Here is a 21,182-nt window from a genome sequence, read left to right as displayed (position 1 = left end):
CCGAATGATAAATTATTCCTGATGCAGCAGGTGTACGCGACTCTTTTTTCCCTGGCCAATAAGCTCCAGGTGAAGGGAGACGAGTACCTCGAAGGCCTGACGTCGAGGCAGATGATGACGATGATCGCAATCATCCATTTGCCGGAAGACGGGGCATCGTTGAATAATATCGCGCGAAAGCTCGGGACATCCAAGCAGAATGTAAAACAGCTGGTCGCCAACATGGAAAACAAGGGGTTCTTGGCGATGATGCCGAGCGAATACGATGGGCGCTCCTACAACATCACGATCACCGAATCGGGAAAACAAGCCCTGCTGGAAAACGGCGAACGGGGAAATCGACTATTCGACGATGTTTTCAGGGATTTTACCCTCGAAGAGTTGCATACGCTCTGGAGCCTGTTGAAAAAGCTATATCGCTTTGATGGGGAAGAGCAGGACGGCTTTGAGGAAGCCGTGGAATTCAAAGGATAGTGAAATTGAAAACCGGGTTTGATTGGAAATGCCTGTAAAATATGTCCGGAGGTATTTAGAATGAAGTTAGAAATACAACCGCTGGTGGCCTTATGCGACGAGAAGGTCAGTATCCGCGTATCGGGGCTACCGGCATCTGAAAAGGTTAAAATAAGCGCGTCGATGAGTTTGCCATGGGCGAAAACCGTGGTGCTCGAATCCTTCGCCTGGTTTACGGCTGATCAGGGCGGCAATGTCGACCTGTCAAAGCAAAAACCCGATGCCGGAACCTACGACTACGTTGATGGCATGGGCCTTATCGCATCCATGGGTCTGGTCTCGGGTGACATTAAGGATATAGGCCAGAACATCTCCGTGGATGAGAATCTGTTCATCGACATCGTGGCCGAAAATGGGCCGGATAGGACAACGGCAAAGCTGGAAAGATTGTTCAAATCGCCGGATATTAAACGCCTGGGGATCAGGGAAGAATTCGTCGGAGACTTATTCTACACGGATGATAAGAACAACCAAACGATCGTATTCCTGGGCGGCTCGGGCAGCGGCCTCGGCCCGAACATGCCCGTCGCGGCGGCACTCGCTTCCCATGGCTTTAATGTTCTATCCCTGCCATATTTTGGTGAGAAGGGGTTGCCCGCGCAGCTGTCGGAGATACCGCTGGAATATTTTGAAAGGGTATTCAAGTGGCTGTCCGAAAATCCTATCACAGGCGGTAAGGCGATACAGCTTCTGGGCATGTCCAAAGGCGCCGAGCTGGCCTTGCTCCTGGCATCCCGGTATCCATTCATTACAAAAGTGGCGGTGTGGGCACCGCACGCATATTGCTTCCAGGGGATCGCCTTCAAGAACGTTTCCTCGTGGACGCATGGGGGAAAACAATTGCCCTTCATCCAATTGAAGAACCGCTGGGTATTTGAAAGCGCGATAAGGGGAATGATAAAAAATGAGCCCTTTACATTCACCTATACTTATAAGAAGGGCCTTAAAGTGGCAAAGAACAAGGAAGCCGCCCGGATCAAAATCGAGAATTCCAATGCGGACCTGTTACTGTTCGCGACCACCGACAACGGCATGTGGAATACCTATGACGGCTGTATGCAAATAATGGATACGCTGCGACAAAGTAACTACCCGCATAAATATGACCTGGTCATTTATGAGGGCGCGGGTGAACCGTTTTACGTTCCTTACATATTACCGGCGGGCGAGACGACGATGAAGATGGCGCCGAGGCTCGTGTTATCCATGGGCGGCACCCTTAAAGCGAACGCATTCACGAAGGCGGATTCATGGGAGAAGACCATCCGGTTCTTTAAGAACGAGTGACCGGGTTCCATCCTTTCAATTTGATATCGGGCTTAGGCGTTTGCCTATGCCTTCGACTATTTAGTTTCAAGAACGTTAAAAAAATAGGAATGATCATTTGTTCTTAACGCTGTCCAGGAACCGGATGACCTCCTCGGTCTTCTGCGCCCCGGTCGTCATGTCCTTGATGGAGACCTGCCCGCCGGCCATCTCCTTCTCGCCGAGAATCAGCAATGTCTTCGTGCCGATGCTGTTGGCGTATTTCATCTGGTTGCCGAAGTTGCGGCCCAGCAGGTCTGTCTCCACGACGAGCTGCTTTTCACGTAATGCCTGCGCTAAGAATAGGGCAGTTTCCATGTACTGCGGCGAGGTCGTAAGGATGAAATAATCCGTGCTTATCTTCTCTTCCGGCCACACGCCGGCTCGCCGCATAAGTATTTCCAGGACCGCGTCGCCCATGCCGAAGCCCACAGCAGGGATCGAGTCCCCGCCGAAGAGCTCGATGATCTTATCGTAGCGGCCGCCGCCGAAGATGGCACGCAGCTCGCCCTTCGTGTCGTAGCACTCGAACACGGTACCGGTATAATATGCAAGGCCCCGGATGACCGAGGGGTCCAGCTCGCAGTACTGCTCCATGCGGTACATCACCAGGAGGTCTGCCAGCTTTTCCAGGCTCTCGAAACCTGACCGAGTCTGCTCGTTTTCTAATGACAATAAGGCCCTTAGCTTTTGCAAGGCCTCGAGGATGGGGCCCCGTGAATCCAGGATCGAAAGCAGCCTGCCGATCTGAATGTCGTCCAGGCCGGCCTTTGAGAGCAATTCCTTGAACTCAGAGTGCGTGATCTTGTAACGTTTATCTATAGCTGCGAAAACCGCCTCTCGCTTATCGGCGATGCCCATGCTTTCGAGCACGCCCTGCATGAGCCGGCGGTCGCTGATCTTGAAGATGAACTCGCCTTCGAGGCCGAGTTTCAGCATGATATCGATGCCCACGGCGAGGACTTCCGCATCGGCTTCGGGCCCGGGCACGCCGAATATGTCGACGTTAAGCTGGTAAAATTCCCTGAGGCGGCCGGATTGCGGCTCTTCGTAGCGCCACATCTTGGGCATAGAGAACCACTTTATCGGGCGCTTCAGCGACCTGGAGCGCTCCACGACCATTCGGGCCACGGTGGGCGTCAGCTCGGGGATCAGGGTCACGTCGCGGTTTCCCTTATCGGTAAAATTAAAAGTCTGGGTGAGGATCTCCTCGCCGCTCTTTACCCGGAATAATTCCAGCATTTCCAGGCTTGGCGAGTCAACCTCCCGGAAGCCGTATGGCCGCACCGTACAAAAGATCTTATCCAGCACCTTGCGGCGGGCGGCCATTTCCTCGGGATAGAAGTCCCTGAAACCCTTGAGCGATTGAAACTTCATGAATACCACTTAAGTCGTATAGGAGGCGTTAATGTCGACGTACTTATGCGTGAGGTCGCAGCCCCAGGCCGTCGCCTTCGCCTTGCCCAGGCCGAGCTTTGCGGTCACGAAGAGCGTATCGCCGCTCATGATTGCCTTGGCCCTGGCCAGGATCGCCTCGCCGCTTTTCGGCATGCCATGATCGACCAGAGCCACGGAATCCTTACCGTTTGAAAATATGAGAGTGACTTTGGCAGGGTCGACGTCGCAGGATGAGTAGCCGACGGCGCACACGGCCCTACCCCAGTTGGGGTCTGTGCCATAGACTGCCGCCTTGAATAAGGGAGAGCGCACGATGGCTTTGGCTCCTTTTCTGGCTTCCTTCACGGTCCTTGCGCCCTCGACGGTCGCCTCGATGAGCTTCGTGGCACCTTCGCCATCCCTGGCGACCTGTTTGGCGATCTCAATGCAGACCTTTTCCAGCCCCTCCTGAAACTTTTTCATGTCAGGCTTACCGGACAGGCCTGTTGCAATTAGAGTAACGGTGTCGTTGGTGCTCGTATCGCCATCCACGACGACCATGTTATAGCTCTTATCCACGGCCGTCCTCAGGCACTTTTGCAGTGTCTCGTGGGGTATATCCGCATCGGTAAAAATGAACGAGAGCATGGTGCCCATGTTGGGCTCGATCATGCCTGAGCCCTTGGCGATAGCGCCTATGCGGATGCTGCCGTCTATCTCTACTGCATATGACTTGGGCACCAGGTCCGTGGTCATGACGGCCTTGTTGGCGGCCAGGCTGGCTTCGGGCGTATCTCCCAGCTTATCGAAGACTTCTTCGAAGTGCCCTTTGATCCATTCCATATTCAAAGGCCGGCCGATGACGCCCGTGGAGGCGACACCGATGGTATGCGGGCTTACCCCAAGGCGACCGGCGAGCAAATTCACCATGGCGATGGCGTCATGGATGCCCTGTTCGTGGGTGAATGCGTTGGCGCCGCCGCTGTTGGCGATGATGCCGTTGAAAAGCGCGCCGTTCGTCCGGACGTGGTCCATCGTGACGAGCACCGGGGCCGCCCTCACCTTGTTCAGCGTGAACACGGCAGCCGCCGGGCCCTTCGCCTGCATGATGGCCAGGCCCATCTTTCCGTCCTTGATGCCGTACGCCCTGACACCCTTCACGGCGCAGATGCCGCCCTCGATGGTCTTCATTTGTTAGCAGTTCCTCCGAGCCCATGGATGATATCGTCGCGAGTGATGATGCCGACGAGCTTTCCACTCTTAAGGACTACCAGCCTATTAACCTTATGCTTGACCATTTCCGCGGCCGCGTCTTCGATATCGTCGTCCGGGGCGACAGAAAGCACGTCCTTTTGCATGATGGTGCCCACGTTCTGTTCGCCGACGTCTTTTACGGATTGCTGGAGGTGCCGTAGCTGCAGGATCTCTTTCACCGGTATCTCGATCAGCACTTCCAGGGGACTGGGCATCCACACCGAGCGGAATGGCTCTGGCACGACCAGGAGGCGCATGATGTCAGCCTCGGTGACGACGCCGACGACCATATTCCCTTCGATCACCGGCAGGCCGCTAATATCCTTCTCGCTCATCAGCTTCACAACGCTCTCGATGGGATCGGACGGCTTGCAGGTGATCACGTCCCTTGTCATGACTTCTTCGACTTTCATAATATCCTCTCAGGGTGGCAGTCCGCTCATCCATATTCCCGTACGCTCATCGAAGCCATACATGAGGTTCATGTTCTGGATGGCCTCTCCCGCCGAGCCTTTTACCATGTTATCGATAGCGGAGACGATGACGATACGGTCTGTATCTTTTTCGATCTCGAACGCGATGTCACAGAAGTTGGATCCGCGTACGTTGGCCAGCGAAGGCTTACTCATTCGGATGAAAGGCTTTCCGGCATAGAATTCTTCGTATATGCCCCGCACTTCATCGTCTGTCAACGGCTTATTCACCAAGGCGTGTGCCGTCGTCAATATCCCCCTGGTAGCGGGGACGACATGCGGCGTGAAGTGGACCTTCGCCTTATCGTTCAGGGCGCCCAGCTCCTGCTCGATCTCCGCCTTGTGGCGGTGCGTGGTCAGGTTGTACGCGCGGACGTTCTCGGCGACATTCGGGTAGTGCGTAGTTTCGCTGGGCTCCTGTCCTGCGCCCGAAATGCCCGACTTGGAGTCGAACACGATCCGGTCCACGAAGCCGGCGGCGACCAGCGGTGCTCCCGCCAATATCGCTCCAGTCGGGTAGCATCCGGGGTTGCCGACGACTGTTGCGTTCCTGATCTCTTCAGGATGTAGCTCTGGCAGGCCATAGACCGTCGGCCTGGGGTCGGAGTGCCTCTTATTGTAGACGGCCTCGAACACCTCGGCCGGCAGCCGGTAGTCCGCGCTCATGTCTATGACCTTCAGCCCCGCGTCGACGAGGCCCGGCACCACGTTCATCGCGGCCCCGTGGGGTACCGCCGTAAAGACCAGGTCGCATTCGTGCGCTATGGTCGCCGGGTCCACGTCCTCGAACTTGAGGTCGAGCAGGCCCTTGAGGTTGGGGTGCATCGCGTCAACGGGCTTTCCCACGTGGCTCCTGGACGTGACCACGGTCACCTCGGCCTTTGGGTGAACGCACAAAAGCCGTAGAAGCTCGCCACCGACATAGCCGGTGCCGCCGATTATTCCGACTCGTAACATTCTTTTCTCCACCATTGATGAATTTAACAATCGCTTTCCTTGATCTTTTCCCGGATATGACTACTGGACGCGTAGGGCGCCGTATCGCACTTCGTGATCCGCACCACCTTCGCTTTCAGACCCTTGCCTATGAGCTGTTTCTGGAGCGCGTCCTCGTCCCAGTGCTGGTTAAAGCCGATCGTGATAATGTCCGGGTCTATCTCGCGGATAGGCTTGAACATGTCGTCCTCGCTGCCCAGTACTGCGTGGTCGACGCACTTTAAGGCCCGCACCATGAAGAGCCTCTGGTCTTCGGGCACAAGGGGCTTGCGCTTATGCTTAATCGTGATGTCCCGGGCCACGATGACGTAGAGCTCGTCGCCCAGCTTTCTGGACTCGCTCAAATAAAGTACATGGCCGGGGTGCAGGATATCGAAGGTCCCCGTGGCCACGACGCGCGTCATTTTCCGGTCTCCACGACGGGCAGGCTCAACCGCTCTCCGGCGGGGTTGTAGCAGACCCAGTCTTTTTCCGTGTAAGGGTAAGCGACGATAATATTATAATAGCCTTTAGCGCCGAACATGTCGATGTCCGCCTTGGAGAACCGGAGGTCCGGAACGGGATGGCTATGGACAGAGCCGACGATGGACGTGTCGATGGGCATCATGCTCAGGAGCATGTGCGCCGAGCCCTCGTCGGACGTGGTGCCGGGCACCAGGACTATCTCGGAGATAAGGCGGCCGTCCGAGCGCAGTAATCCCGCGAACTCATGGGGATGGGTGGACTTGCTCGCCGCCAGGATGAACTCTAGAGCGTCCCGGGCAATGCCGGTAACGTTTTTTCTCATGGCCATGTTATCACATATGTAAACGTTTTTTCCCCGCTATGTACTTTTCGTAGTTAAGATGAACAGCCGCCGTGGCTTCTACGGTTAAAAGAAAAGTTTATGTATATTTAGCCCATTTATATTTTGGGGACAATAAACAAGGGGTTGGATACGGATGGATAGCCTACTTATTGTAGATGATAATATGGAATTGCTTTGCCTGTACAAAAAATTCATCTCCCATTACGGAAAATACGACATCGCGGGCATGGCCGGGAATGGAAAGGATGCCATAATTAAATATAAAAAGATGAAAAAGAAGCCGGACCTGGTCTTAATGGACGTGAATATGCCGGATATCGACGGAATTTCCGCCGCGAAGGAGATCCAGCGATATGATAAAAAGGCAAATATCATCTTTGTTACAGCGGAGCAGATATATCATTCGGATCTGCCGCCCGAGCTTTCGGATACGGATATACTGAGAAAGCCCTTCTCCAGGGCGGAATTCATCAGTGCCATCGCAAAGGCGTTGCGAAAGCATCCGGCCGACGAAAACTAAAAATACCGGCCGGAGATACACTTTTGTTCAGGTGAGCCAGTGGGTGCCGGAAAGCCATTCGGATTGACGGTCAGGGCGGTTATTTACGATGAGAGCGGGCGTATACTTCTATTAAAGCGGTCAATGATGTCCAGGAATTACCCGGGCAAATGGGAGTTCCCCGGAGGCAAGGTCGACCCTGGCGAGCGTTTTGACGATGCGGTCCTGCGCGAGGTAAGGGAAGAGACAAGCCTGAACTGCACTATTAAGCGCTTTATTGGAGCGGCGGAGGCACAGCTTCCCCATGTTAACGCTATCCAGCTGGTCATGGAAGTGGAAGCCTCCGGCACGATCGTCATCAGCCGCGAGCATGAAGGGCTTCGATGGGTTGCTCCTGCCGACTTACTCTCAATTGACATGGTTGATTGGACTGTACCTTTCGCTAAAGAGCATCTACTTGAGCATATAAAATGAAAGTCTCCCGTATCATACCATTAATGATTTCAGTTTTATAGATCTAATTGTCTTATTAGCCTCGGCATACGCCGGCGGAACAAACGATAAACCCGTTTATAATGGTTATACTTTTTCACGATTTTCTTGGGGCAGCTTAAAAGCCCACGGAAGCGTCCTTTTTTATGAGACCCCATGAAGCTTTCCCCGCATTTCGTCGACCCGGCATCCTATGGCACTTATAGCCTCTCCTGCATACCAGGGACCATACTCTCGGCGCTGACACCGGAAACGCCGGAGCGCAGGCTTCCCGACGACGCGCTCGATGGGCGGTCCGGCAAGTACGACAGGGTCGTGCTCATCGTGATCGACGGCCTTGGTTTTGACCATTTCAGGGCGTTAAAGAAAAGCCTCCCCTTCTTAAAGGAATTATGCAGACGCGGTAATTCCATGCGCCTGGGCACCCAGTTCCCGTCCACGACCGCCTGTAACGTCACGACCCTGAATACCGGCCAGACCGTGGCGAAGCACGGCATTTTCGAGTGGTTCTACTACGAGCCGGCGGCAGGCGAGATCATCGCTCCGCTGCTATATTCCTGCGGCCGGCGTATCCATGAGCGCAATTCCCTGTTATCGAAAAAGAGCGTAAAGCCGGAGGCACTATATCCCGAACAGAGCTTTTACCGAAAGCTGGCAGAACATGGCGTCAGGAGCTATACTTTCCAGGATGCCGAATATGCCAGCTCGGAGTATACAAATGTCGTCTTAGACGGTGCCGCAAGATACGGGTTTTTATCGCCCTCCGACGGGCTGGTCAACCTGGCGAAGGCGGCCATAGAAGCGCCTGCAAAGGCGTACTTTTACTTCTATTTCGATAAAGTCGATTCGCTCTCCCACCATTACGGCCCGGGCTCGCCGGAAGCGCTGGCCGAGGCCGAGACGTTCATCATGGCTCTTGAGCGCCTGTTCTGGGATCGTGTGGCGGACAGGCTGAATAATACACTTTTTATGCTGACCGCCGACCACGGCCAGGCCTCAATCGATCCGTCAAAATGCGTTTACCTGAACGTCGAGTTCCCGGAGCTGAAGGGCTGCATGAAAAAATCGAAAAGCGGACGTTATCTCGCCCCCGCCGGGTCCTGCCGCGACATGTTCCTCTATATTAAGGACGACAGGCTGGACGGCGCTTATCATTTGCTCGCCGACGGGCTACACGGTAAGGCGGCCGTGGCGAAAACCACGGAGCTTATCGAGAATGGATATTTTGGCGAGCCGTACATCTCAGAGGCGCTGGAGGGCAGGCTCGGTAACCTCGTCATTCTGCCCTATGAAAACGAATGCGTCTGGTGGTACAAGAAAGGCCTCTTTGAGATCGATTTCCTGGGGCACCATGGAGGTCTCACGAAACCGGAGATGGAGATACCATTCATGGCCTGGGACTTATGAGACCTTCGCCGATATTCCCCAGGAGGCCGCTAGTCGAGCGCTTATTTGGCAATTTTATCATATAAAATATTTAATATTATTTATATTGCTAAATATCTGTTTATTATTCAGGCGAATTAAAGAGGAGCGATTATTTATTTCACGACATCGGTTCTTTATCATTTCTTTGATGGCTCTGGGAATATTAATCTGCGGCTGCGTTACGAACAGCGCCATTGATAACACTATCGTCACTCAGAATGGCAGCCTACCGTCGAACGTTACGCCCGTCCCGATAGCCGTATCCAACGAGTCGGCCCGGAAGGCCATGCCAATTAATAATACATCTACCGCAACTCCGATACCTCTCATGGCGAATAAAAGCTATAACACCAGCCAGGATTTTGCATCGGGGCTTCCGCCAGCCATTATTTTTACCCACGCCCCGGCCTATGGCAGCAAAGAAACACTCAAAGGCACTGTCACCGGTGTCGACCCGGCGAAATATCGGTTGGCTATTTACATTAAAAATGGCGGCTGGTATAACGTGCCGTCCAGCGACGTGCGCCTGACGAACATCAGCTCTGACGGCACCTGGGTATGTAACGTCACCCGCGGCGGTTCCGGCCTGAAAGCTACCGAGATAGACGCATTCATCGTGCCCGTGGGCTTTACGCCTTCTAAGGTCCAGGGGCGCTCTGGACTGCCCACCGATATAAGGGATAATGCCACGGCATTGAATTCCGTGAACATCAGGCAGCCTTTAAAGTAACTCCCTGCCTATAAAGGCATTTTTTCTTTAGCTTTTTATACTGTGTTGAATTACTCCCGTATTTTAAGCTTTTTAAGGGCATGGAGCCTCCGTACACTCCGAGACTTAAAAAGGCATATTCAACACATCAGCTTTTTACAATATAAGCCTTAAAAATAAAAAGTTATATATCCGCCGATATATAGCATACACTCAGGTCTTAACATGCTGGAATTAAAGTTCGTACGCAACAATCCCGAGGCCGTCCGCGAGGCGCTTAATAAAAGGCACGCCGGCACGGAGTCCCTCGATCAGCTCTTAGAATACGATAAAGCCTGGAGAGAGTCCTTAAAAGAGGGCGATGCCTTAAAGCATGAGAGGAACACGGTTTCCCTCGAGATCGCAAAGCTAAAGAAAGATAAGAAGGATGCGAAGGAAAAGATCGACGAGATGCGCGGCATCTCTGACCGCATCAAGGCGATCGATGAGCAGTTGCGCGACTACGAATCCAGAATGCAGGACCTGCTGCTTAATATCCCCAACATTCCCAGCACGACTACGCCCGTCGGTAGGGACGAGAACGACAATCCCGTCGTGCGGGTGGTGGGCGAGCCGACGAAATTCAGCTTCACCCCGAAGAACCACTGGGACATCGGCGAAGACCTGGACGTCCTGGACTTCAAGAGGGCCGTCAAAATTTCTGGCGAAGGCTTCACCGTCTATAAGGGCATGGGCGCCAGGCTCGAAAGGGCGCTCATCAATTTCATGCTGGACGTGCACGCCCGCCAGGGATACACCGAAGTATTCCCGCCCGTGCTCATGAATGAGCGGGCCATGACCGGCACCGGCCAGCTTCCGAAGTTCAAGGAGGACATGTACGCCTGCACGGACGGCTACTACCTGGCCCCGACAGCGGAAGTGCCCGTCACGAACCTCTTTATGGACGAGTACGTGGAGAACCTTCCCGTCTGCCTGACCGCTTATACGGCCTGCTTCCGCCGGGAGGCCGGCAAGCACGGCCAGGATACCCGCGGCATTATCCGCCAGCACCAGTTCAACAAGGTCGAGCTCGTCAAGTTCACGACTCCGGAGACTTCCTACGGGGAGCACGAAAAGCTCACCCGCGATGCCGAGGAGATACTTCAGCTGCTCAAGCTGCCTTACCGGGTCATTAACCTGTGCACGGGCGACTTAGGCTTCTCTGCCGCAAAGACTTATGACATCGAAGTTTGGGTCCCGGCGCAGGGCAAGTACCGGGAGATCTCGTCCTGCTCTAACTTTGAGAATTACCAGGCCAGGCGCGCCAATATCCGCTACCGCACCTCCGAGGGCCCGAAGTTCGTCCACACGCTCAACGGCTCCGGTCTCGCTGTGGGCCGCACGGTCGTCGCCATCCTGGAGAACTACCAGCGCGAGGACGGCAGCGTGGAGATCCCCGAGGTGCTCAGGCCCTACATGGGCGGCGCCACAGAGATCACAAAGGCCTCCAAATAATTTTTTTATTTTTTAAAATGTCTTAGCCAGGGCCCTCGGAAAAATAATAAGCGGCTCAAGGGCGTTTTCAGCCTCAAAGTGGCTCTAAGCTGGCTCTAAGTTCTCTAAGACTAATTAAAAATCGTTGGTGCCGCCTGGTGTAAACCTGGTGTGGTTGAAACAAGAGTGCTTACAAGCGGCACCAGGGTTACACCAAGCCGCACGGAATTTTTATTTAATCACTAAGTGGCACCAGGTTTACACCTGGCGGCACCAACGATTTTTAATAATCTCTTCGTGTCGCTTCAGGCCAGCTTCGTGTAACTTCGTGGCTGAAAAAGTCTTAGAGCATTCTTATCATGCTTAGTGGAGCTTAAAAGCGTCAGCTATGGGTAGTAAACAGAATAATAAATTGTTGGCCCGCTTATTTGCGGGGGTTAACCAGCATCTTGGTATCGTGTGCACCGAAATACTTCTCAGTGAATTTCCTGACCACTTCGGGGTCATAGTCGGCGCAGCTGAAAACGTTTATGTAGGCGCTCTTTGTCGAGGGAGAGAAATGGCCGCTGATACAGGACGTCTCGATGAACTGGAACATCGAAAGCCCTTCCAGGTCCGTGCCGGGGGCGCCGAAGCGCTCGACGAGGCAGGGCCCATACCGTTTCATCTTAATAAGCTCACAGAGCTCGACCACATAATTTTTAACCGCGTCCGCATTGTCGATCTTATCGTTACAGCCGTGAATGTCCAGGCTCGCTTCTAAGCCCCAGATTTCTTCGCCAGGGGCGAATCTATTATACATGGCAGAATAGGCTGTGGGTGTAACTTAAAGAGTTTTCGGTAGAAGACGGGAATAATTGATATATTACCTGCATTTCGGATGGAAAACAGGCAGTATATATTGGAATTATTGAAAAATAGTCCTAGTCTTTTATATCCTCGTCGGCATTGCGCCCGCAGACTACATCGTTGGCGACTTTCAGGTTGACCAGGATGTCGTCCAGCGTGACGAGCATCGAGCCGATACTGTCGACTTCGATGTCCGTGATGACGTGGCCGCCCTCGTAGCGGGTCCTGACATAAGGCAGGTTATCGGCGCTGACTGACTTTGCCAGCACCTGCGCGTCGCAGGACTCGATGGACAGGCGAGCCTTACACGTGACCATTCAACTGCCTCCCGATAATATCGTTTGCGGCCGCCAGGAACGTCTTCTCGTTGCCGAGGGGTATCATGCCGCCGGAGGCGATCTTATGGCCGCCGCCGATGCCGCCGACCTTCTTTGCGCTCTCTCTGATAGCCACGGAAAGGTCCAGGCCCTTACTGATCAGATCGGCAGTGCCCCGGGCGGATATCTTGACGTTGCCATCCTCGGTATTGAGGACGATGACGGGCTTATCGGGCAGCACATACCGTATGATCGTCGAGGCGATGGCGCCCGTGACGTCCGAGCAGCAAATGTCCACGTACCTGAGCGAGCCACACTCGTTTATTCTCGAGAAAGCCTCGTGAAACGCCTTCAGTATCTCGCCGGCGTACTCGAAGCGCCGGGCCTCCGCCTCCTCGACGGCCGGCCGGTAGCGCAGGCAGACGGACAGCCCCAGGCCCGGGACCCCCAGCTTGCCGCAGGAATTAACGGTATTGGTAAAATCGTATACGTCCCTGATCAGCTCAGAATTGAGGACGTACGCGTCGCCTATGAGGGAATCGATGGTGTCTGGCGGCGATTTTTTTAACAGCTTCAGGGTCAGCGCGCTCGATAATTTTTTCAGGTCCTCGGGCGCCAGCGCCTCTATATTACCGTGAAGGCCCAGCTCACCGATGAACTTTTCCGCTTCCTCGGGGTAGCCGGAAAAGTCAAAATACGGGTCGGTGGAGGAGGCAAGCACTTTTACCAGCGGCCCTCGACCGAGCTTTAGGCCTTTCTTGGACGTGATCGCGCCGGCCTTTATGCCCTCGGCGAGAATATCGGCATTGACGCTGATCATCTTTTGCTTGTCGCCGATAGCGCCTGATATTGCCAGGCCCGCTAGATCCGAGTTCTTGCCCATGAGCCTGGCCAGCGCGTAGGCGACGCCGGAGCCGGAGACCTCCGAGCCACCGTCGACGCCAATTAGTTGAGGGTTCACGTGCAGCTGCCGGTGGCCGTCCAGCATCATGTGGTGGTCCAGGATGACCGCCTCGTACTTATTAACGATGTCCGGCTGGCCGGAGCCCATATCGCAAAAGATGACGAACTGGTCCGGTTCCAGATGCTCTTCGATAGAGTCATCAAGATTGCTTACGATAGTCGCCTGAAAAGGAATATTGAGGCGCTGCAGCATGTGGCAGACGATGCCGCATGCCGTGATGCCGTCCGCGTCGTGGTGAGACACGACCCGGACGAACGGTTGCGCCTTTATTTTATTTGCGGCGGGCTTCGCGAGGCCCGAAAGCTCATCCAGCTTCGACATGTCGCTCATAACGAAGCTTTCTATAAGCGCCGATGCTTATCTCGAGATAAGGATCTCGGCCGTGTCCGGCGTGTATACCCAGTCCATCGGCAGTACGCCGCTGTTGTGGTAGTACTTGACCAGACGGCGGATCTTCGACTCGGTGAGCTGTAGTGCCCGCTTGTTGTGGAGGTCGTGGTGATTGACGTCCAGGTGCTTGTGGAGGCCGATGGCCTTCCGGATGAGGTTGGTCAGGTCTTCGGGCACCTTGGGCGCAGCGTTGTTTTCCTTCAGTATTTTCTCGACCTTCCTGCCGGTGACTTGCGCGATATCGGGGATGCCGTACTTATCCCTTAAGACCAGGCCGATCTGGGCCTGGGGGACGTTCTGGCCATTAAGGTTAAGAACGAGCTTTTCGACTTCTTCCTTCTTGATGGTTAACCAGGTGGGCGGTGTCTTCCTTACGGGTCTCACGGACCTTGCCCTGCCCTTTCTTCTTGTGTGCATTTTAGCCATTAAATACCCTCTTGGATCATTGTTATGTTTTAATGCGAATGAATCTGCTGATGTCTGTGGCGAAGACGTACCTACAATATGTGAGCCTGCTTATATAATTTGTGGCTGCCGGAATTCGTCTATTAACAGCCTCGGTGGAGTTAAAAAACCAATAATCCTCAGGATAGCTTAATGCAAACGCGATGAAAGGTTTCGGACGGGTGATTAAATGGCAGGGGAAGGTAAGAAGGGAATGACCGTACGGGAGGCCGGTCACAAGGGCGGCGAAAAGGTCGCTGAGACCCATGGAAAAGAGTTCTACCAGGAGATCGGGCAAAAGGGCGGCGAGAAGACGGCAAAGACCCACGGCCACGATTTCTACCAGGAAATCGGACAGAAGGGCGGCGAAAAGGTGGCCGAGACCCGGGGTAAGGAATTCTACGAGGAGATCGGCCATAAAGGCGGCCAGAAAGTCAAGAAGCTCATTAAAGAGGGTAAAGAAGGAGAAAAGAAGTAAAAACCCCGTTTATTTTTTTTTCATGGATTTCCATTTCGCGGCGATAAATTCACGGATGAGTTTGGCGCCTAGCTGAGCGGTGATGCCCTGGTCATACTCGGGCGAGATCTCGACGACGTCGAAGCCCACGGTCTTCGGGGCGAGGCGCCGGATGACCGTCCTTACCTGGCGTGGCGTCATGCCGAAGGGCTCCGGCGTGCCCAGGCCCGGGGCGTAGGCCGGGTCAATGGCGTCCATGTCCAGCGAGAGGTAGATCCTGTCGCAGTCCCTCAGGTATGCTTCGGTCTCTTTTAATATCTTTTCGATACCCATCTCGTCGACGTCGTTCGCAGTGTACGAGCGGATCTTTTTATTCTTTTTCACGTACTCGTATTCTTCCTTCGGCCCGCTTCGGATTCCGATGGACACGTACTTATCCGTGAGGTCGTCGATTATGTGCCTGGAGACACAGGCGTGGCTGTTCCGTATACCCTCGTACTCTTCCCGCAGATCATAGTGCGCGTCCATGACCACGAAGCCGATCTTGCCCTTATAGGCTTTAACGCAGGGATATGTCAGCGAGTGCTCGCCGCCCATCATGATGGGGATCTTTTTCGCTTTAACGATCTGCGAGGCGACGCCGTAGACCTCGTTCAGCGTGTCGTCCACGGAACAGTACACGTCGCAGTCGCCCATGTCGTGGATGGGGACGTCCGCCAGGTCCACGTCCAGGTCGCCGTTATAGGTCTCGAAGTTATAGGAAGCCCTGCGCATTTCCAGCGGCGCCCACTTGGAGCCCTTCCGGTAGGACGAGGTGGCATCGAACGGGACTCCGTAGAGCACAAATTCCGCATCTTCGAAAGAGCTACAGGCGTCGGCAAAAAGATTCGTGTTCAAAAGCAGTCCTCCTTAAAAAAGTGGAATGAGACGGGCATTAGCCTCCATCCGGAGGCTCACCCTCTCATCTGGATCTTCATCTTGCCCATCGAGGAAATGTACGAGATCTCTTCGCCCTGCTTGACCTTATCCTTTAGCTCTTCCGGGATGGTGAGCTCAAAAGTCTCATAGCTGGACGAGTCCATGAGCTGTGCCGTATTGCCCGCGATGGACAGAACCTGGGCGCTTTTCCTCTCGACAATGGGGACGTATACCTTGGCGTCCACCGGGTTGACGATGGACCGCTTCTGGCCGTCGAACAGGCCGATGGCGTCGATACGGGCTTTGGCGGCGCCATGCTTTCCGGGCTTAGAGTGCTGCACGGATACGATGGTGCACGGCTCATCGTCTATGATCACGAACTTGCCCTCCTTGAGGGTCTTGATTTCAGTTTGCTGCTTCATTTTACTTACCTCCGCTTAAGCGAGCGTTTGTGAACGCATCATGAATGTCAAAGGCCCGGCACATTCTCTATTTTAACATACGCCGGCCAATTTCAGGCTACTATACTCCCCAACCCTTATAAATACTTAATCCCGCCTGTGCCCATGCCGCCTGCGCTATGAGGGCTAATATCCACGACGCCGATGCGTTCCTAAGCTCCTCTCAGCATAATAAGAATGCTCTATGAGTTCAGCCACGAAGCGGCTCGAAGCTGGCTCTAAGTTCCCTAAGACTTATTAAAAATCGTTGGTGCCGCCTGGTGTAAACTCCGTGTCGCTTGCTAGCACAAGAGTTTCAACCACATCAGGTTTACACCGGGCTGCACCAAAACTTATTATATTGAAATATCTTAGTGCAGCTTCAGGCCCGCTTCGAGTCGCTTCGTGGCTGAAACAGTCTTAGAGCACCTTATCAGGCTTAGAGCGGCTTGACCAGCGTCCCAAAGGGCTTATAGTCAATTAACGCCCATATAGTTCCGATGAAGGCGAAGTCGGTCGGCATCATCTCAAGGCTCGATGTCAAGGACTCGAAGGGCTATATCCCGTCAATGGTAAAGAAGCTTTCCTACAGGGTGAAGCTGTACCTGGACCCGGTGACCGCGGCGCTCGCCGGCGTCTCCGAGGCCACGGAGATCGACGAGATGTACGCCGACCTGGTCTTAGTGTTCGGCGGCGATGGGACGATATTACGCTCTCTCCAGCTTTTACCGAAGCCCACGCCGATCCTGGGCATCAACATGGGCGAAGTCGGGTTCCTGACGGTAATCGACCCCGAAACGGCGCTTTATATGATCGACCGTGTCCTGGACGATTACGAAGTGGTCGAGCGCGCCCGGCTGGCGGTTAAGCTAAACGACTTTGAGCTTCCCTGCGCCATGAACGAGGCGGTCATCATCACGTCCAGGCCGGCGAAGATATCGCAGTTCAAGATCTTCGTGGACGACAAGTTCATGGAGGACTTCCGGGCTGACGGTGTCGTCATCGCCACTCCAACCGGCTCGACGGCCTATGCCATGAGCGCCGGAGGGCCGATCCTCGACCCCCGGGTGGACGGCATCATCATCGTGCCGCTGGCGCCGTATAAGCTGTCGGCAAGGCCCTGGGTGGTCCCGGGAAAAAGCAAGATCAAGCTCGAGCTGATGCGGGAAGATAAGGAGTCCATGGTGGTGGTGGACGGCCAGTATACCGCCAGCGTCCGGAAGAGCGACGTCCTCACCTTCACGGGATGTGATACGCCCGCCCTGTTCGTGAAGTTCGGGGATAAGTTCTACGACATCGTCAGGGAAAAGCTCGGGCGGTAAAAATAATTGTACCACTTACACGTAATAATAATTTTACCTCTTACAGGTTGTGCAAGAACCATAATTTTTTAATGCGTTTTCAGGTCGCAGGCGCCATCCAGGTGCAGATGCTCATGAGTCGCCCCGCAGTACGGGCAAAAGTTGGGCTTATCGTCGTAGCCGAACTTGTTTTTACAGGAGTCGCAATTATATGTGCAGTGAGCGGGCCGCTCGACGTAGTCGCTGCACGGCTGTGTCTTTGAGTACTTATTAAAGTCCACCGGGCACTCGTTGTGGTGGAAGATGAGGGAGTTTATGTACTTGACCTGCTCCTCGGTCGTGTACTTTTTGATATTCGCCTGGTTGCCGCAATTCGGGCATGTCAGCTCCTCGTCGGTATAGATGTCGGCTTCCTTGACCTTGAAATAGGCTTTACAGGGCTTCCGGGGGCATTCCCTGCCGACCATCCCGGCCGGGTCGGTCTTGAGCTTGTAGTTCGCGGCCATCATATCCTCATTTTAAAGTTATTCACCTTTGGCCAAATGCTTTTCGTTAGAGAGCATGAAGCCTTCCTTAAATCCGCCGACACGGTCCAGCTTTTCTTTTTTTGCCAGCTCAAGCCGTGCCCGGTCGATGCCGTAATACTCGACAATTGCGTCCACGACTTCCAGCACGTCGGCCAGCTCCTCATACATATCGTCCGACTGGCGCAGCTCACAGGCCTCTTCGACGAGCTTATCCTTTAAAGCCAGACTCATCCACTCGCCCGAGACCCGCTCGACTTCGGGCTCTCGGCCGTTCTGGCGGATGATGTCAGGCACCCGGTCCCTTACGAGCTTCTTCATGAGTCCCATATTAGGCCTTCAGGCTATATTTAATTTCATGTTCCCAAAAGGTTTTACATACCGCCCGACTTATCAGTTAAACTGATATCTTATGCCTAAATGGAAATGCGGCGTCTGCGGCTACGAGATGGACGGGGATTCGCCCCCCGATAACTGCCCTTCGTGCGGCTCGCTAAAAGAAGAATTTTACGAAAAAGGAAAGCGTCCTAAGGATGATCTCAGCGGGAAGCCCGAGCTTCTCATCATCAACGGCTCGAAGCACCGGGCCCATAATACGGCATACTTTGCCTCCATCGCGGAGCAGGTGGCGAAAGAGTACGGCGTATCCTACAAGCTTCTACACCTGAACGACTACAACATCGAGCACTGCTGGTGCTGCTACAGCATGAGGGAAGAGGAGTGCCGTCTGCCGTGCCGAAATGCTTTTGACGATATGCACAAGTTCCACGAGCTGATCCTGAACGCTAAGGCCGTCCTCATTGTCAGTCCGATTAACTGGAACGGTATGCCTTCCCGGCTCAAGGCTTTCCTGGACCGTCTGACCTGCATCGAGAATATGTACCTCATCGACAGGTCCATGCCGCTGGCGGGCCGGACCGTCGGCATTATCGTGAATGGCCACGAGGACGGCGCCTATAAGACGGCCTTTGATATTTTTATGGTCTTCCAGAATCTGGGCTACATCCTCGCGCCTTATGGTATCGCCTATTCGACCCACGGGCGGGCCTACCAGAGCGAGACCGACCACGCCTACTTTAAAGAGGATAAGCTGATGGACGAGTTCGTACGGAACGTCACGCACAACGTTATCTCATTTTCGCGATTAGGCATCGATAGTAAAATGGATATAAGGCCCAGCTGCGAGTGAGCGGTTTCCAGCTCCATCTCGCTTTTCTCCAGGACAGCATAACGGGTAAATGCAAGATGTTACTGCAGGATAGACCCCATCGCAAGAGCTCGGTCTTAGCCATAATTACACAGGAGTAACGTTAAAATAGGTAATTATATAATTTTATAAAATAAAAATACTATCATGGATGAGGCAGTATAATGAGGCTATTCCTCACCCTGGATTTTACGCTCGTTCACGATCTGGCCGTTCTTGATCTCATAGATGTAGGTGCGGTTTGTGTTGACGCAGTAATTCTTCACTGTATATGCTTTATCGCCATTGTCCGTATTTACAGCATATCTCTGTTCCATTAGTACCACCTTTTATTTTTTAAGCGTTGAAGTAAAATCTCATATCTTTTACCAGATACTTATCATGTAGCGTAAAAAAAGACGAGAATGGCTAAGCCTCATCGCGCTATTAGCGTATGATATTCACGGTAAACATCTTAACATACGTAAAAGCGCGCTGTTTGAGTCGCAGAATAAATCATATCTATTACAAATAAATGAAGAAGAATTAGCGTTTATCGATTTTCGGCGAGAGCATTTTCCAGTGCTTCGACGTCGAATCCGATGAACTTTTTATCGCCGATGATGACGAGGGGCGTCACCCGGACCTTGTGGACGTGGAGCATCTCGTCCAGCGCCTTATCGTCCTCCAGTATATTGTAGTCCGTAAATTGTACGCCCTTGCCTATAAGGTATTCCTTGAGTTCGTTGCATGCCGGACAGGACGGCTGGGAGTATATGCGGATTTCGGCCATAGCTCGCCTCTCAATGGCTTTTTCCAGCTTATCGGTTATATACTTTCGGACGCAAACTATTTGTCCGGCGAAGGGCAGAAGGCTTATTGTGACGCCGCCGAAGAAGAAAGTCCCCGCCGAATTTGACTCCCCCTTCAAGAGTGCCGACAGGCTCTTCAAGGAGGATATGGTGAAGTCAGAAAACCAGAGGCGTTTCGAGCGGTGGACGGACGTCGTCGTCCGGGAGCATAAGATATCTGCGGACTGGAAGGACGACCCTGAAGCGGACCAGAAAGTAAGGTGGATCGAGGGCAAGTCCCGGGCCCCGCCCGTTCAGAAAAAAATAAAAAGCGGATAAGCAGCTTACTTTTTCAGGTCTTCCTCTTCGATCTTCTCCTCGTCGTCGAACCAGTGGACGGTGGCTATTGCGAAGAAGATTATGGCCAGGGCGGCGATGTACTCGCCCGGGCTCACCATGAAGACCTTCACGTCGAAGTACCAGAGCACCAGCCCAAAGACCGCCAGGCACCCGGTAAGTCCCTGGAGCTTTCGCTGACGGCTCATGTCGTTTATGACCGTAAAGTCAACCATAATTACCCTACCAAACGCTTAATTCTCCTGTAAATACTTAAACCCTCCTCTGTTCTGAATAATAGTAGATTTATATTGTTACAATGCCGTTAGCACATGGAAGTGAATTTTATATGTCGAAGCCGTTAGACTTACTAGAAAAGGAGCTGCGTGATATGGCCCTGAAGAGCGGGGCATCCGACCTTCAGTTTATCATGCCTTCACAAATAGTCACCGCCCACTGGGTGCGCCTTAAATGCCAGTTCGGGTGTAAGAACTATGGAACGAGGTATACGTGCCCGCCATACAGCCCTTCGCCCGAGGATACCAGGGATGTGCTGGACGAGTACTCGAAAGCCTACCTTATCAAGTACGAGGGCTTCCTGGGCTTCGACGAGTACCCGCCCGTGCGCCTGAATGACGCCATGACCGACCTTAGCCTGCACGTCTGCAAAGCGATCTACGAGATGGAAAGGCACGCCTTCCTTTCCGGCTACTACAAGGCCTTTTCCTACGGTGCCCACCGCTGCCGGAGATGTGATGTATGCGAGGTGGTCCAGGGCGGCAAAGGCTGCCGGTTCCCGGTGGAAGCCCGGCCGTCGCTCGAATCCGCCGGCATCGACGTGTTCCAGACCGCAAAGAATGCGGGTATGTATACCGAGGTCGTCCCTGACAAAGTGATCATGAAGCCAGAACAGCTGCCTACGTTTACGCTGTTATTAA

29 protein-coding genes are annotated in these 21,182 nt (G+C 53.7%); 12 read left to right on the top strand and 17 right to left on the bottom strand.

What is annotated here, in order from left to right:
* Both VMC84_RS00790 and VMC84_RS00785 read left to right on the top strand, forming a co-directional pair.
* A partial coding sequence (locus VMC84_RS00790) for a MarR family winged helix-turn-helix transcriptional regulator (protein ID WP_325377181.1) occupies positions 1-474 on the top strand: 474 nt, incomplete at its 5' end.
* Between the two features lie 60 nt (positions 475-534).
* Positions 535-1,800 (top strand): acyl-CoA thioesterase/bile acid-CoA:amino acid N-acyltransferase family protein, encoded by a 1,266-nt coding sequence (locus VMC84_RS00785; protein WP_325377179.1) that lies wholly within the window; start codon positions 535-537, stop codon positions 1,798-1,800.
* A gap of 93 nt (positions 1,801-1,893) precedes the next feature.
* Here the strand turns inward: VMC84_RS00785 and hisS are convergent, their stop codons facing one another.
* Genes hisS through VMC84_RS00755 form a run of 6 tightly spaced genes read right to left on the bottom strand, consistent with a single transcriptional unit; the run spans position 1,894 to position 6,711 of the window.
* A complete protein-coding gene (gene hisS / locus VMC84_RS00780) occupies positions 1,894-3,195 on the bottom strand; it encodes a histidine--tRNA ligase (RefSeq protein ID WP_325377177.1) in 1,302 nt (433 codons plus the stop codon).
* Between the two features lie 9 nt (positions 3,196-3,204).
* A complete protein-coding gene (gene argJ, locus VMC84_RS00775; RefSeq protein WP_325377175.1) occupies positions 3,205-4,386 on the bottom strand; it encodes a bifunctional ornithine acetyltransferase/N-acetylglutamate synthase in 1,182 nt (393 codons plus the stop codon).
* Positions 4,383-4,862 carry a CBS domain-containing protein gene (locus VMC84_RS00770; RefSeq protein ID WP_325377173.1) on the bottom strand — a complete coding sequence of 160 codons (480 nt, stop codon included), beginning with the start codon at positions 4,860-4,862 and terminating at the stop codon, positions 4,383-4,385. Before VMC84_RS00770 ends, argJ begins: the two co-directional genes overlap by 4 nt.
* 9 nt (positions 4,863-4,871) lie before the next feature.
* A complete protein-coding gene (gene argC, locus VMC84_RS00765; RefSeq protein ID WP_325377171.1) occupies positions 4,872-5,879 on the bottom strand; it encodes an N-acetyl-gamma-glutamyl-phosphate reductase in 1,008 nt (335 codons plus the stop codon).
* A gap of 23 nt (positions 5,880-5,902) precedes the next feature.
* On the bottom strand, positions 5,903-6,322 hold the full coding sequence (locus tag VMC84_RS00760; RefSeq protein ID WP_325377169.1) for an adenylyltransferase/cytidyltransferase family protein: 420 nt from the start codon (positions 6,320-6,322) through the stop codon (positions 5,903-5,905).
* Complete coding sequence (locus VMC84_RS00755) at positions 6,319-6,711, bottom strand: Mov34/MPN/PAD-1 family protein (protein WP_325377167.1); 393 nt, start codon at positions 6,709-6,711, stop codon at positions 6,319-6,321. The genes VMC84_RS00760 and VMC84_RS00755 overlap by 4 nt, the downstream gene beginning before the upstream one ends.
* Positions 6,712-6,859: 148 nt before the next feature.
* Here VMC84_RS00755 and VMC84_RS00750 point away from each other — a divergent pair, with 148 nt between their 5' ends.
* From VMC84_RS00750 to serS, 5 genes are all read left to right on the top strand, one after another.
* Positions 6,860-7,246 carry a LytR/AlgR family response regulator transcription factor gene (locus VMC84_RS00750; protein ID WP_325377164.1) on the top strand — a complete coding sequence of 129 codons (387 nt, stop codon included), beginning with the start codon at positions 6,860-6,862 and terminating at the stop codon, positions 7,244-7,246.
* A gap of 39 nt (positions 7,247-7,285) precedes the next feature.
* A complete protein-coding gene (locus tag VMC84_RS00745; protein WP_325377162.1) occupies positions 7,286-7,699 on the top strand; it encodes an NUDIX domain-containing protein in 414 nt (137 codons plus the stop codon).
* Between the two features lie 174 nt (positions 7,700-7,873).
* On the top strand, positions 7,874-9,124 hold the full coding sequence (locus tag VMC84_RS00740; protein ID WP_325377160.1) for an alkaline phosphatase family protein: 1,251 nt from the start codon (positions 7,874-7,876) through the stop codon (positions 9,122-9,124).
* A 169-nt stretch (positions 9,125-9,293) separates the two neighbouring features.
* The gene (locus VMC84_RS00735) at positions 9,294-9,875 is read left to right on the top strand and encodes a hypothetical protein (protein ID WP_325377158.1); all 582 of its coding nucleotides are present in this window, start codon (positions 9,294-9,296) and stop codon (positions 9,873-9,875) included.
* Positions 9,876-10,079: 204 nt separating this feature from the next.
* A complete protein-coding gene (gene serS / locus VMC84_RS00730; protein WP_325377156.1) occupies positions 10,080-11,348 on the top strand; it encodes a serine--tRNA ligase in 1,269 nt (422 codons plus the stop codon).
* A 403-nt stretch (positions 11,349-11,751) separates the two neighbouring features.
* Here serS and speD read toward each other — a convergent pair whose 3' ends face one another.
* From speD to VMC84_RS00710, 4 genes are all read right to left on the bottom strand, one after another.
* Complete coding sequence (gene speD / locus VMC84_RS00725; RefSeq protein ID WP_325377154.1) at positions 11,752-12,129, bottom strand: S-adenosylmethionine decarboxylase; 378 nt, start codon at positions 12,127-12,129, stop codon at positions 11,752-11,754.
* A 121-nt stretch (positions 12,130-12,250) separates the two neighbouring features.
* Entirely contained in the window at positions 12,251-12,493 is a 243-nt protein-coding gene (locus VMC84_RS00720; RefSeq protein WP_325377152.1) for a KEOPS complex subunit Pcc1, read from the bottom strand.
* Positions 12,480-13,787 (bottom strand): DHH family phosphoesterase, encoded by a 1,308-nt coding sequence (locus VMC84_RS00715; protein WP_325377150.1) that lies wholly within the window; start codon positions 13,785-13,787, stop codon positions 12,480-12,482. Before VMC84_RS00715 ends, VMC84_RS00720 begins: the two co-directional genes overlap by 14 nt.
* A 27-nt stretch (positions 13,788-13,814) precedes the next feature.
* Positions 13,815-14,273 (bottom strand): 30S ribosomal protein S15, encoded by a 459-nt coding sequence (locus VMC84_RS00710; RefSeq protein ID WP_349256723.1) that lies wholly within the window; start codon positions 14,271-14,273, stop codon positions 13,815-13,817.
* A 208-nt stretch (positions 14,274-14,481) separates the two neighbouring features.
* On the opposite strand from VMC84_RS00710, the gene VMC84_RS00705 reads away from it, so the two are divergent.
* Positions 14,482-14,769 carry a general stress protein gene (locus VMC84_RS00705; protein WP_325377146.1) on the top strand — a complete coding sequence of 96 codons (288 nt, stop codon included), beginning with the start codon at positions 14,482-14,484 and terminating at the stop codon, positions 14,767-14,769.
* 9 nt (positions 14,770-14,778) lie between these two features.
* Here the strand turns inward: VMC84_RS00705 and speB are convergent, their stop codons facing one another.
* Together speB and VMC84_RS00695 are read right to left on the bottom strand one after the other, a co-directional pair.
* The gene (gene speB / locus VMC84_RS00700; RefSeq protein WP_325377144.1) at positions 14,779-15,645 is read right to left on the bottom strand and encodes an agmatinase; all 867 of its coding nucleotides are present in this window, start codon (positions 15,643-15,645) and stop codon (positions 14,779-14,781) included.
* 56 nt (positions 15,646-15,701) lie between these two features.
* A complete protein-coding gene (locus VMC84_RS00695; protein ID WP_325377142.1) occupies positions 15,702-16,088 on the bottom strand; it encodes a translation initiation factor IF-5A in 387 nt (128 codons plus the stop codon).
* 518 nt (positions 16,089-16,606) lie between these two features.
* Here VMC84_RS00695 and VMC84_RS00690 point away from each other — a divergent pair.
* Complete coding sequence (locus VMC84_RS00690; RefSeq protein ID WP_325377140.1) at positions 16,607-17,428, top strand: NAD(+)/NADH kinase; 822 nt, start codon at positions 16,607-16,609, stop codon at positions 17,426-17,428.
* Positions 17,429-17,496: 68 nt separating this feature from the next.
* Here VMC84_RS00690 and VMC84_RS00685 read toward each other — a convergent pair whose 3' ends face one another.
* On the bottom strand, positions 17,497-17,916 hold the full coding sequence (locus tag VMC84_RS00685; RefSeq protein ID WP_325377138.1) for a hypothetical protein: 420 nt from the start codon (positions 17,914-17,916) through the stop codon (positions 17,497-17,499).
* Positions 17,917-17,931: 15 nt separating this feature from the next.
* A complete protein-coding gene (locus VMC84_RS00680) occupies positions 17,932-18,261 on the bottom strand; it encodes a nucleoside triphosphate pyrophosphohydrolase (RefSeq protein WP_325377136.1) in 330 nt (109 codons plus the stop codon).
* An 82-nt stretch (positions 18,262-18,343) separates the two neighbouring features.
* On the opposite strand from VMC84_RS00680, the gene VMC84_RS00675 reads away from it, so the two are divergent.
* A complete protein-coding gene (locus tag VMC84_RS00675) occupies positions 18,344-19,120 on the top strand; it encodes an NAD(P)H-dependent oxidoreductase (RefSeq protein ID WP_325377133.1) in 777 nt (258 codons plus the stop codon).
* 188 nt (positions 19,121-19,308) lie between these two features.
* On the opposite strand, the gene VMC84_RS00670 is transcribed toward VMC84_RS00675, so the two are convergent.
* Together VMC84_RS00670 and VMC84_RS00665 are read right to left on the bottom strand one after the other, a co-directional pair.
* Entirely contained in the window at positions 19,309-19,455 is a 147-nt protein-coding gene (locus VMC84_RS00670; protein WP_325377131.1) for a hypothetical protein, read from the bottom strand.
* 215 nt (positions 19,456-19,670) lie between these two features.
* Entirely contained in the window at positions 19,671-19,910 is a 240-nt protein-coding gene (locus VMC84_RS00665; protein WP_325377129.1) for a glutaredoxin domain-containing protein, read from the bottom strand.
* A gap of 88 nt (positions 19,911-19,998) precedes the next feature.
* Between VMC84_RS00665 and VMC84_RS00660 the strand changes: the two genes are divergently transcribed.
* A complete protein-coding gene (locus VMC84_RS00660) occupies positions 19,999-20,247 on the top strand; it encodes a hypothetical protein (protein ID WP_325377127.1) in 249 nt (82 codons plus the stop codon).
* A 5-nt stretch (positions 20,248-20,252) separates the two neighbouring features.
* Here VMC84_RS00660 and VMC84_RS00655 read toward each other — a convergent pair whose 3' ends face one another.
* Positions 20,253-20,480: a hypothetical protein gene (locus VMC84_RS00655; protein ID WP_325377125.1), complete on the bottom strand. Its 228-nt coding sequence runs from the start codon at positions 20,478-20,480 to the stop codon at positions 20,253-20,255.
* A gap of 113 nt (positions 20,481-20,593) precedes the next feature.
* On the opposite strand from VMC84_RS00655, the gene VMC84_RS00650 reads away from it, so the two are divergent.
* A partial coding sequence (locus VMC84_RS00650) for a DUF2284 domain-containing protein (RefSeq protein ID WP_325377123.1) occupies positions 20,594-21,182 on the top strand: 589 nt, incomplete at its 3' end.

This window comes from Methanocella sp. (genome assembly GCF_035506375.1).
In the GTDB taxonomy this organism is placed as follows: domain Archaea; phylum Halobacteriota; class Methanocellia; order Methanocellales; family Methanocellaceae; genus Methanocella.
Note: the sequence above shows the minus strand (reverse complement) of the source record. Positions and strands in the feature narration are given on the sequence as shown.

What these genes read in the sequence shown, in the direction of transcription:
- VMC84_RS00785 (WP_325377179.1), top strand. Translation starts at nt 535, where the DNA reads ATGAAGTTAGAAATACAACCGCTGGTGGCCTTATGCGACGAGAAGGTC.
- hisS (WP_325377177.1), bottom strand. Translation starts at nt 3,195, where the DNA reads ATGAAGTTTCAATCGCTCAAGGGTTTCAGGGACTTCTATCCCGAGGAA.
- argJ (WP_325377175.1), bottom strand. Translation starts at nt 4,386, where the DNA reads ATGAAGACCATCGAGGGCGGCATCTGCGCCGTGAAGGGTGTCAGGGCG.
- VMC84_RS00770 (WP_325377173.1), bottom strand. Translation starts at nt 4,862, where the DNA reads ATGAAAGTCGAAGAAGTCATGACAAGGGACGTGATCACCTGCAAGCCG.
- argC (WP_325377171.1), bottom strand. Translation starts at nt 5,879, where the DNA reads ATGTTACGAGTCGGAATAATCGGCGGCACCGGCTATGTCGGTGGCGAG.
- VMC84_RS00760 (WP_325377169.1), bottom strand. Translation starts at nt 6,322, where the DNA reads ATGACGCGCGTCGTGGCCACGGGGACCTTCGATATCCTGCACCCCGGC.
- VMC84_RS00755 (WP_325377167.1), bottom strand. Translation starts at nt 6,711, where the DNA reads ATGGCCATGAGAAAAAACGTTACCGGCATTGCCCGGGACGCTCTAGAG.
- VMC84_RS00750 (WP_325377164.1), top strand. Translation starts at nt 6,860, where the DNA reads ATGGATAGCCTACTTATTGTAGATGATAATATGGAATTGCTTTGCCTG.
- VMC84_RS00740 (WP_325377160.1), top strand. Translation starts at nt 7,874, where the DNA reads ATGAAGCTTTCCCCGCATTTCGTCGACCCGGCATCCTATGGCACTTAT.
- VMC84_RS00735 (WP_325377158.1), top strand. Translation starts at nt 9,294, where the DNA reads ATGGCTCTGGGAATATTAATCTGCGGCTGCGTTACGAACAGCGCCATT.
- serS (WP_325377156.1), top strand. Translation starts at nt 10,080, where the DNA reads ATGCTGGAATTAAAGTTCGTACGCAACAATCCCGAGGCCGTCCGCGAG.
- speD (WP_325377154.1), bottom strand. Translation starts at nt 12,129, where the DNA reads ATGTATAATAGATTCGCCCCTGGCGAAGAAATCTGGGGCTTAGAAGCG.
- VMC84_RS00720 (WP_325377152.1), bottom strand. Translation starts at nt 12,493, where the DNA reads ATGGTCACGTGTAAGGCTCGCCTGTCCATCGAGTCCTGCGACGCGCAG.
- VMC84_RS00715 (WP_325377150.1), bottom strand. Translation starts at nt 13,787, where the DNA reads ATGAGCGACATGTCGAAGCTGGATGAGCTTTCGGGCCTCGCGAAGCCC.
- VMC84_RS00710 (WP_349256723.1), bottom strand. Translation starts at nt 14,273, where the DNA reads ATGGCTAAAATGCACACAAGAAGAAAGGGCAGGGCAAGGTCCGTGAGA.
- VMC84_RS00705 (WP_325377146.1), top strand. Translation starts at nt 14,482, where the DNA reads ATGGCAGGGGAAGGTAAGAAGGGAATGACCGTACGGGAGGCCGGTCAC.
- VMC84_RS00695 (WP_325377142.1), bottom strand. Translation starts at nt 16,088, where the DNA reads ATGAAGCAGCAAACTGAAATCAAGACCCTCAAGGAGGGCAAGTTCGTG.
- VMC84_RS00690 (WP_325377140.1), top strand. Translation starts at nt 16,607, where the DNA reads ATGAAGGCGAAGTCGGTCGGCATCATCTCAAGGCTCGATGTCAAGGAC.
- VMC84_RS00685 (WP_325377138.1), bottom strand. Translation starts at nt 17,916, where the DNA reads ATGATGGCCGCGAACTACAAGCTCAAGACCGACCCGGCCGGGATGGTC.
- VMC84_RS00680 (WP_325377136.1), bottom strand. Translation starts at nt 18,261, where the DNA reads ATGGGACTCATGAAGAAGCTCGTAAGGGACCGGGTGCCTGACATCATC.
- VMC84_RS00675 (WP_325377133.1), top strand. Translation starts at nt 18,344, where the DNA reads ATGCCTAAATGGAAATGCGGCGTCTGCGGCTACGAGATGGACGGGGAT.
- VMC84_RS00670 (WP_325377131.1), bottom strand. Translation starts at nt 19,455, where the DNA reads ATGGAACAGAGATATGCTGTAAATACGGACAATGGCGATAAAGCATAT.
- VMC84_RS00665 (WP_325377129.1), bottom strand. Translation starts at nt 19,910, where the DNA reads ATGGCCGAAATCCGCATATACTCCCAGCCGTCCTGTCCGGCATGCAAC.
- VMC84_RS00655 (WP_325377125.1), bottom strand. Translation starts at nt 20,480, where the DNA reads ATGGTTGACTTTACGGTCATAAACGACATGAGCCGTCAGCGAAAGCTC.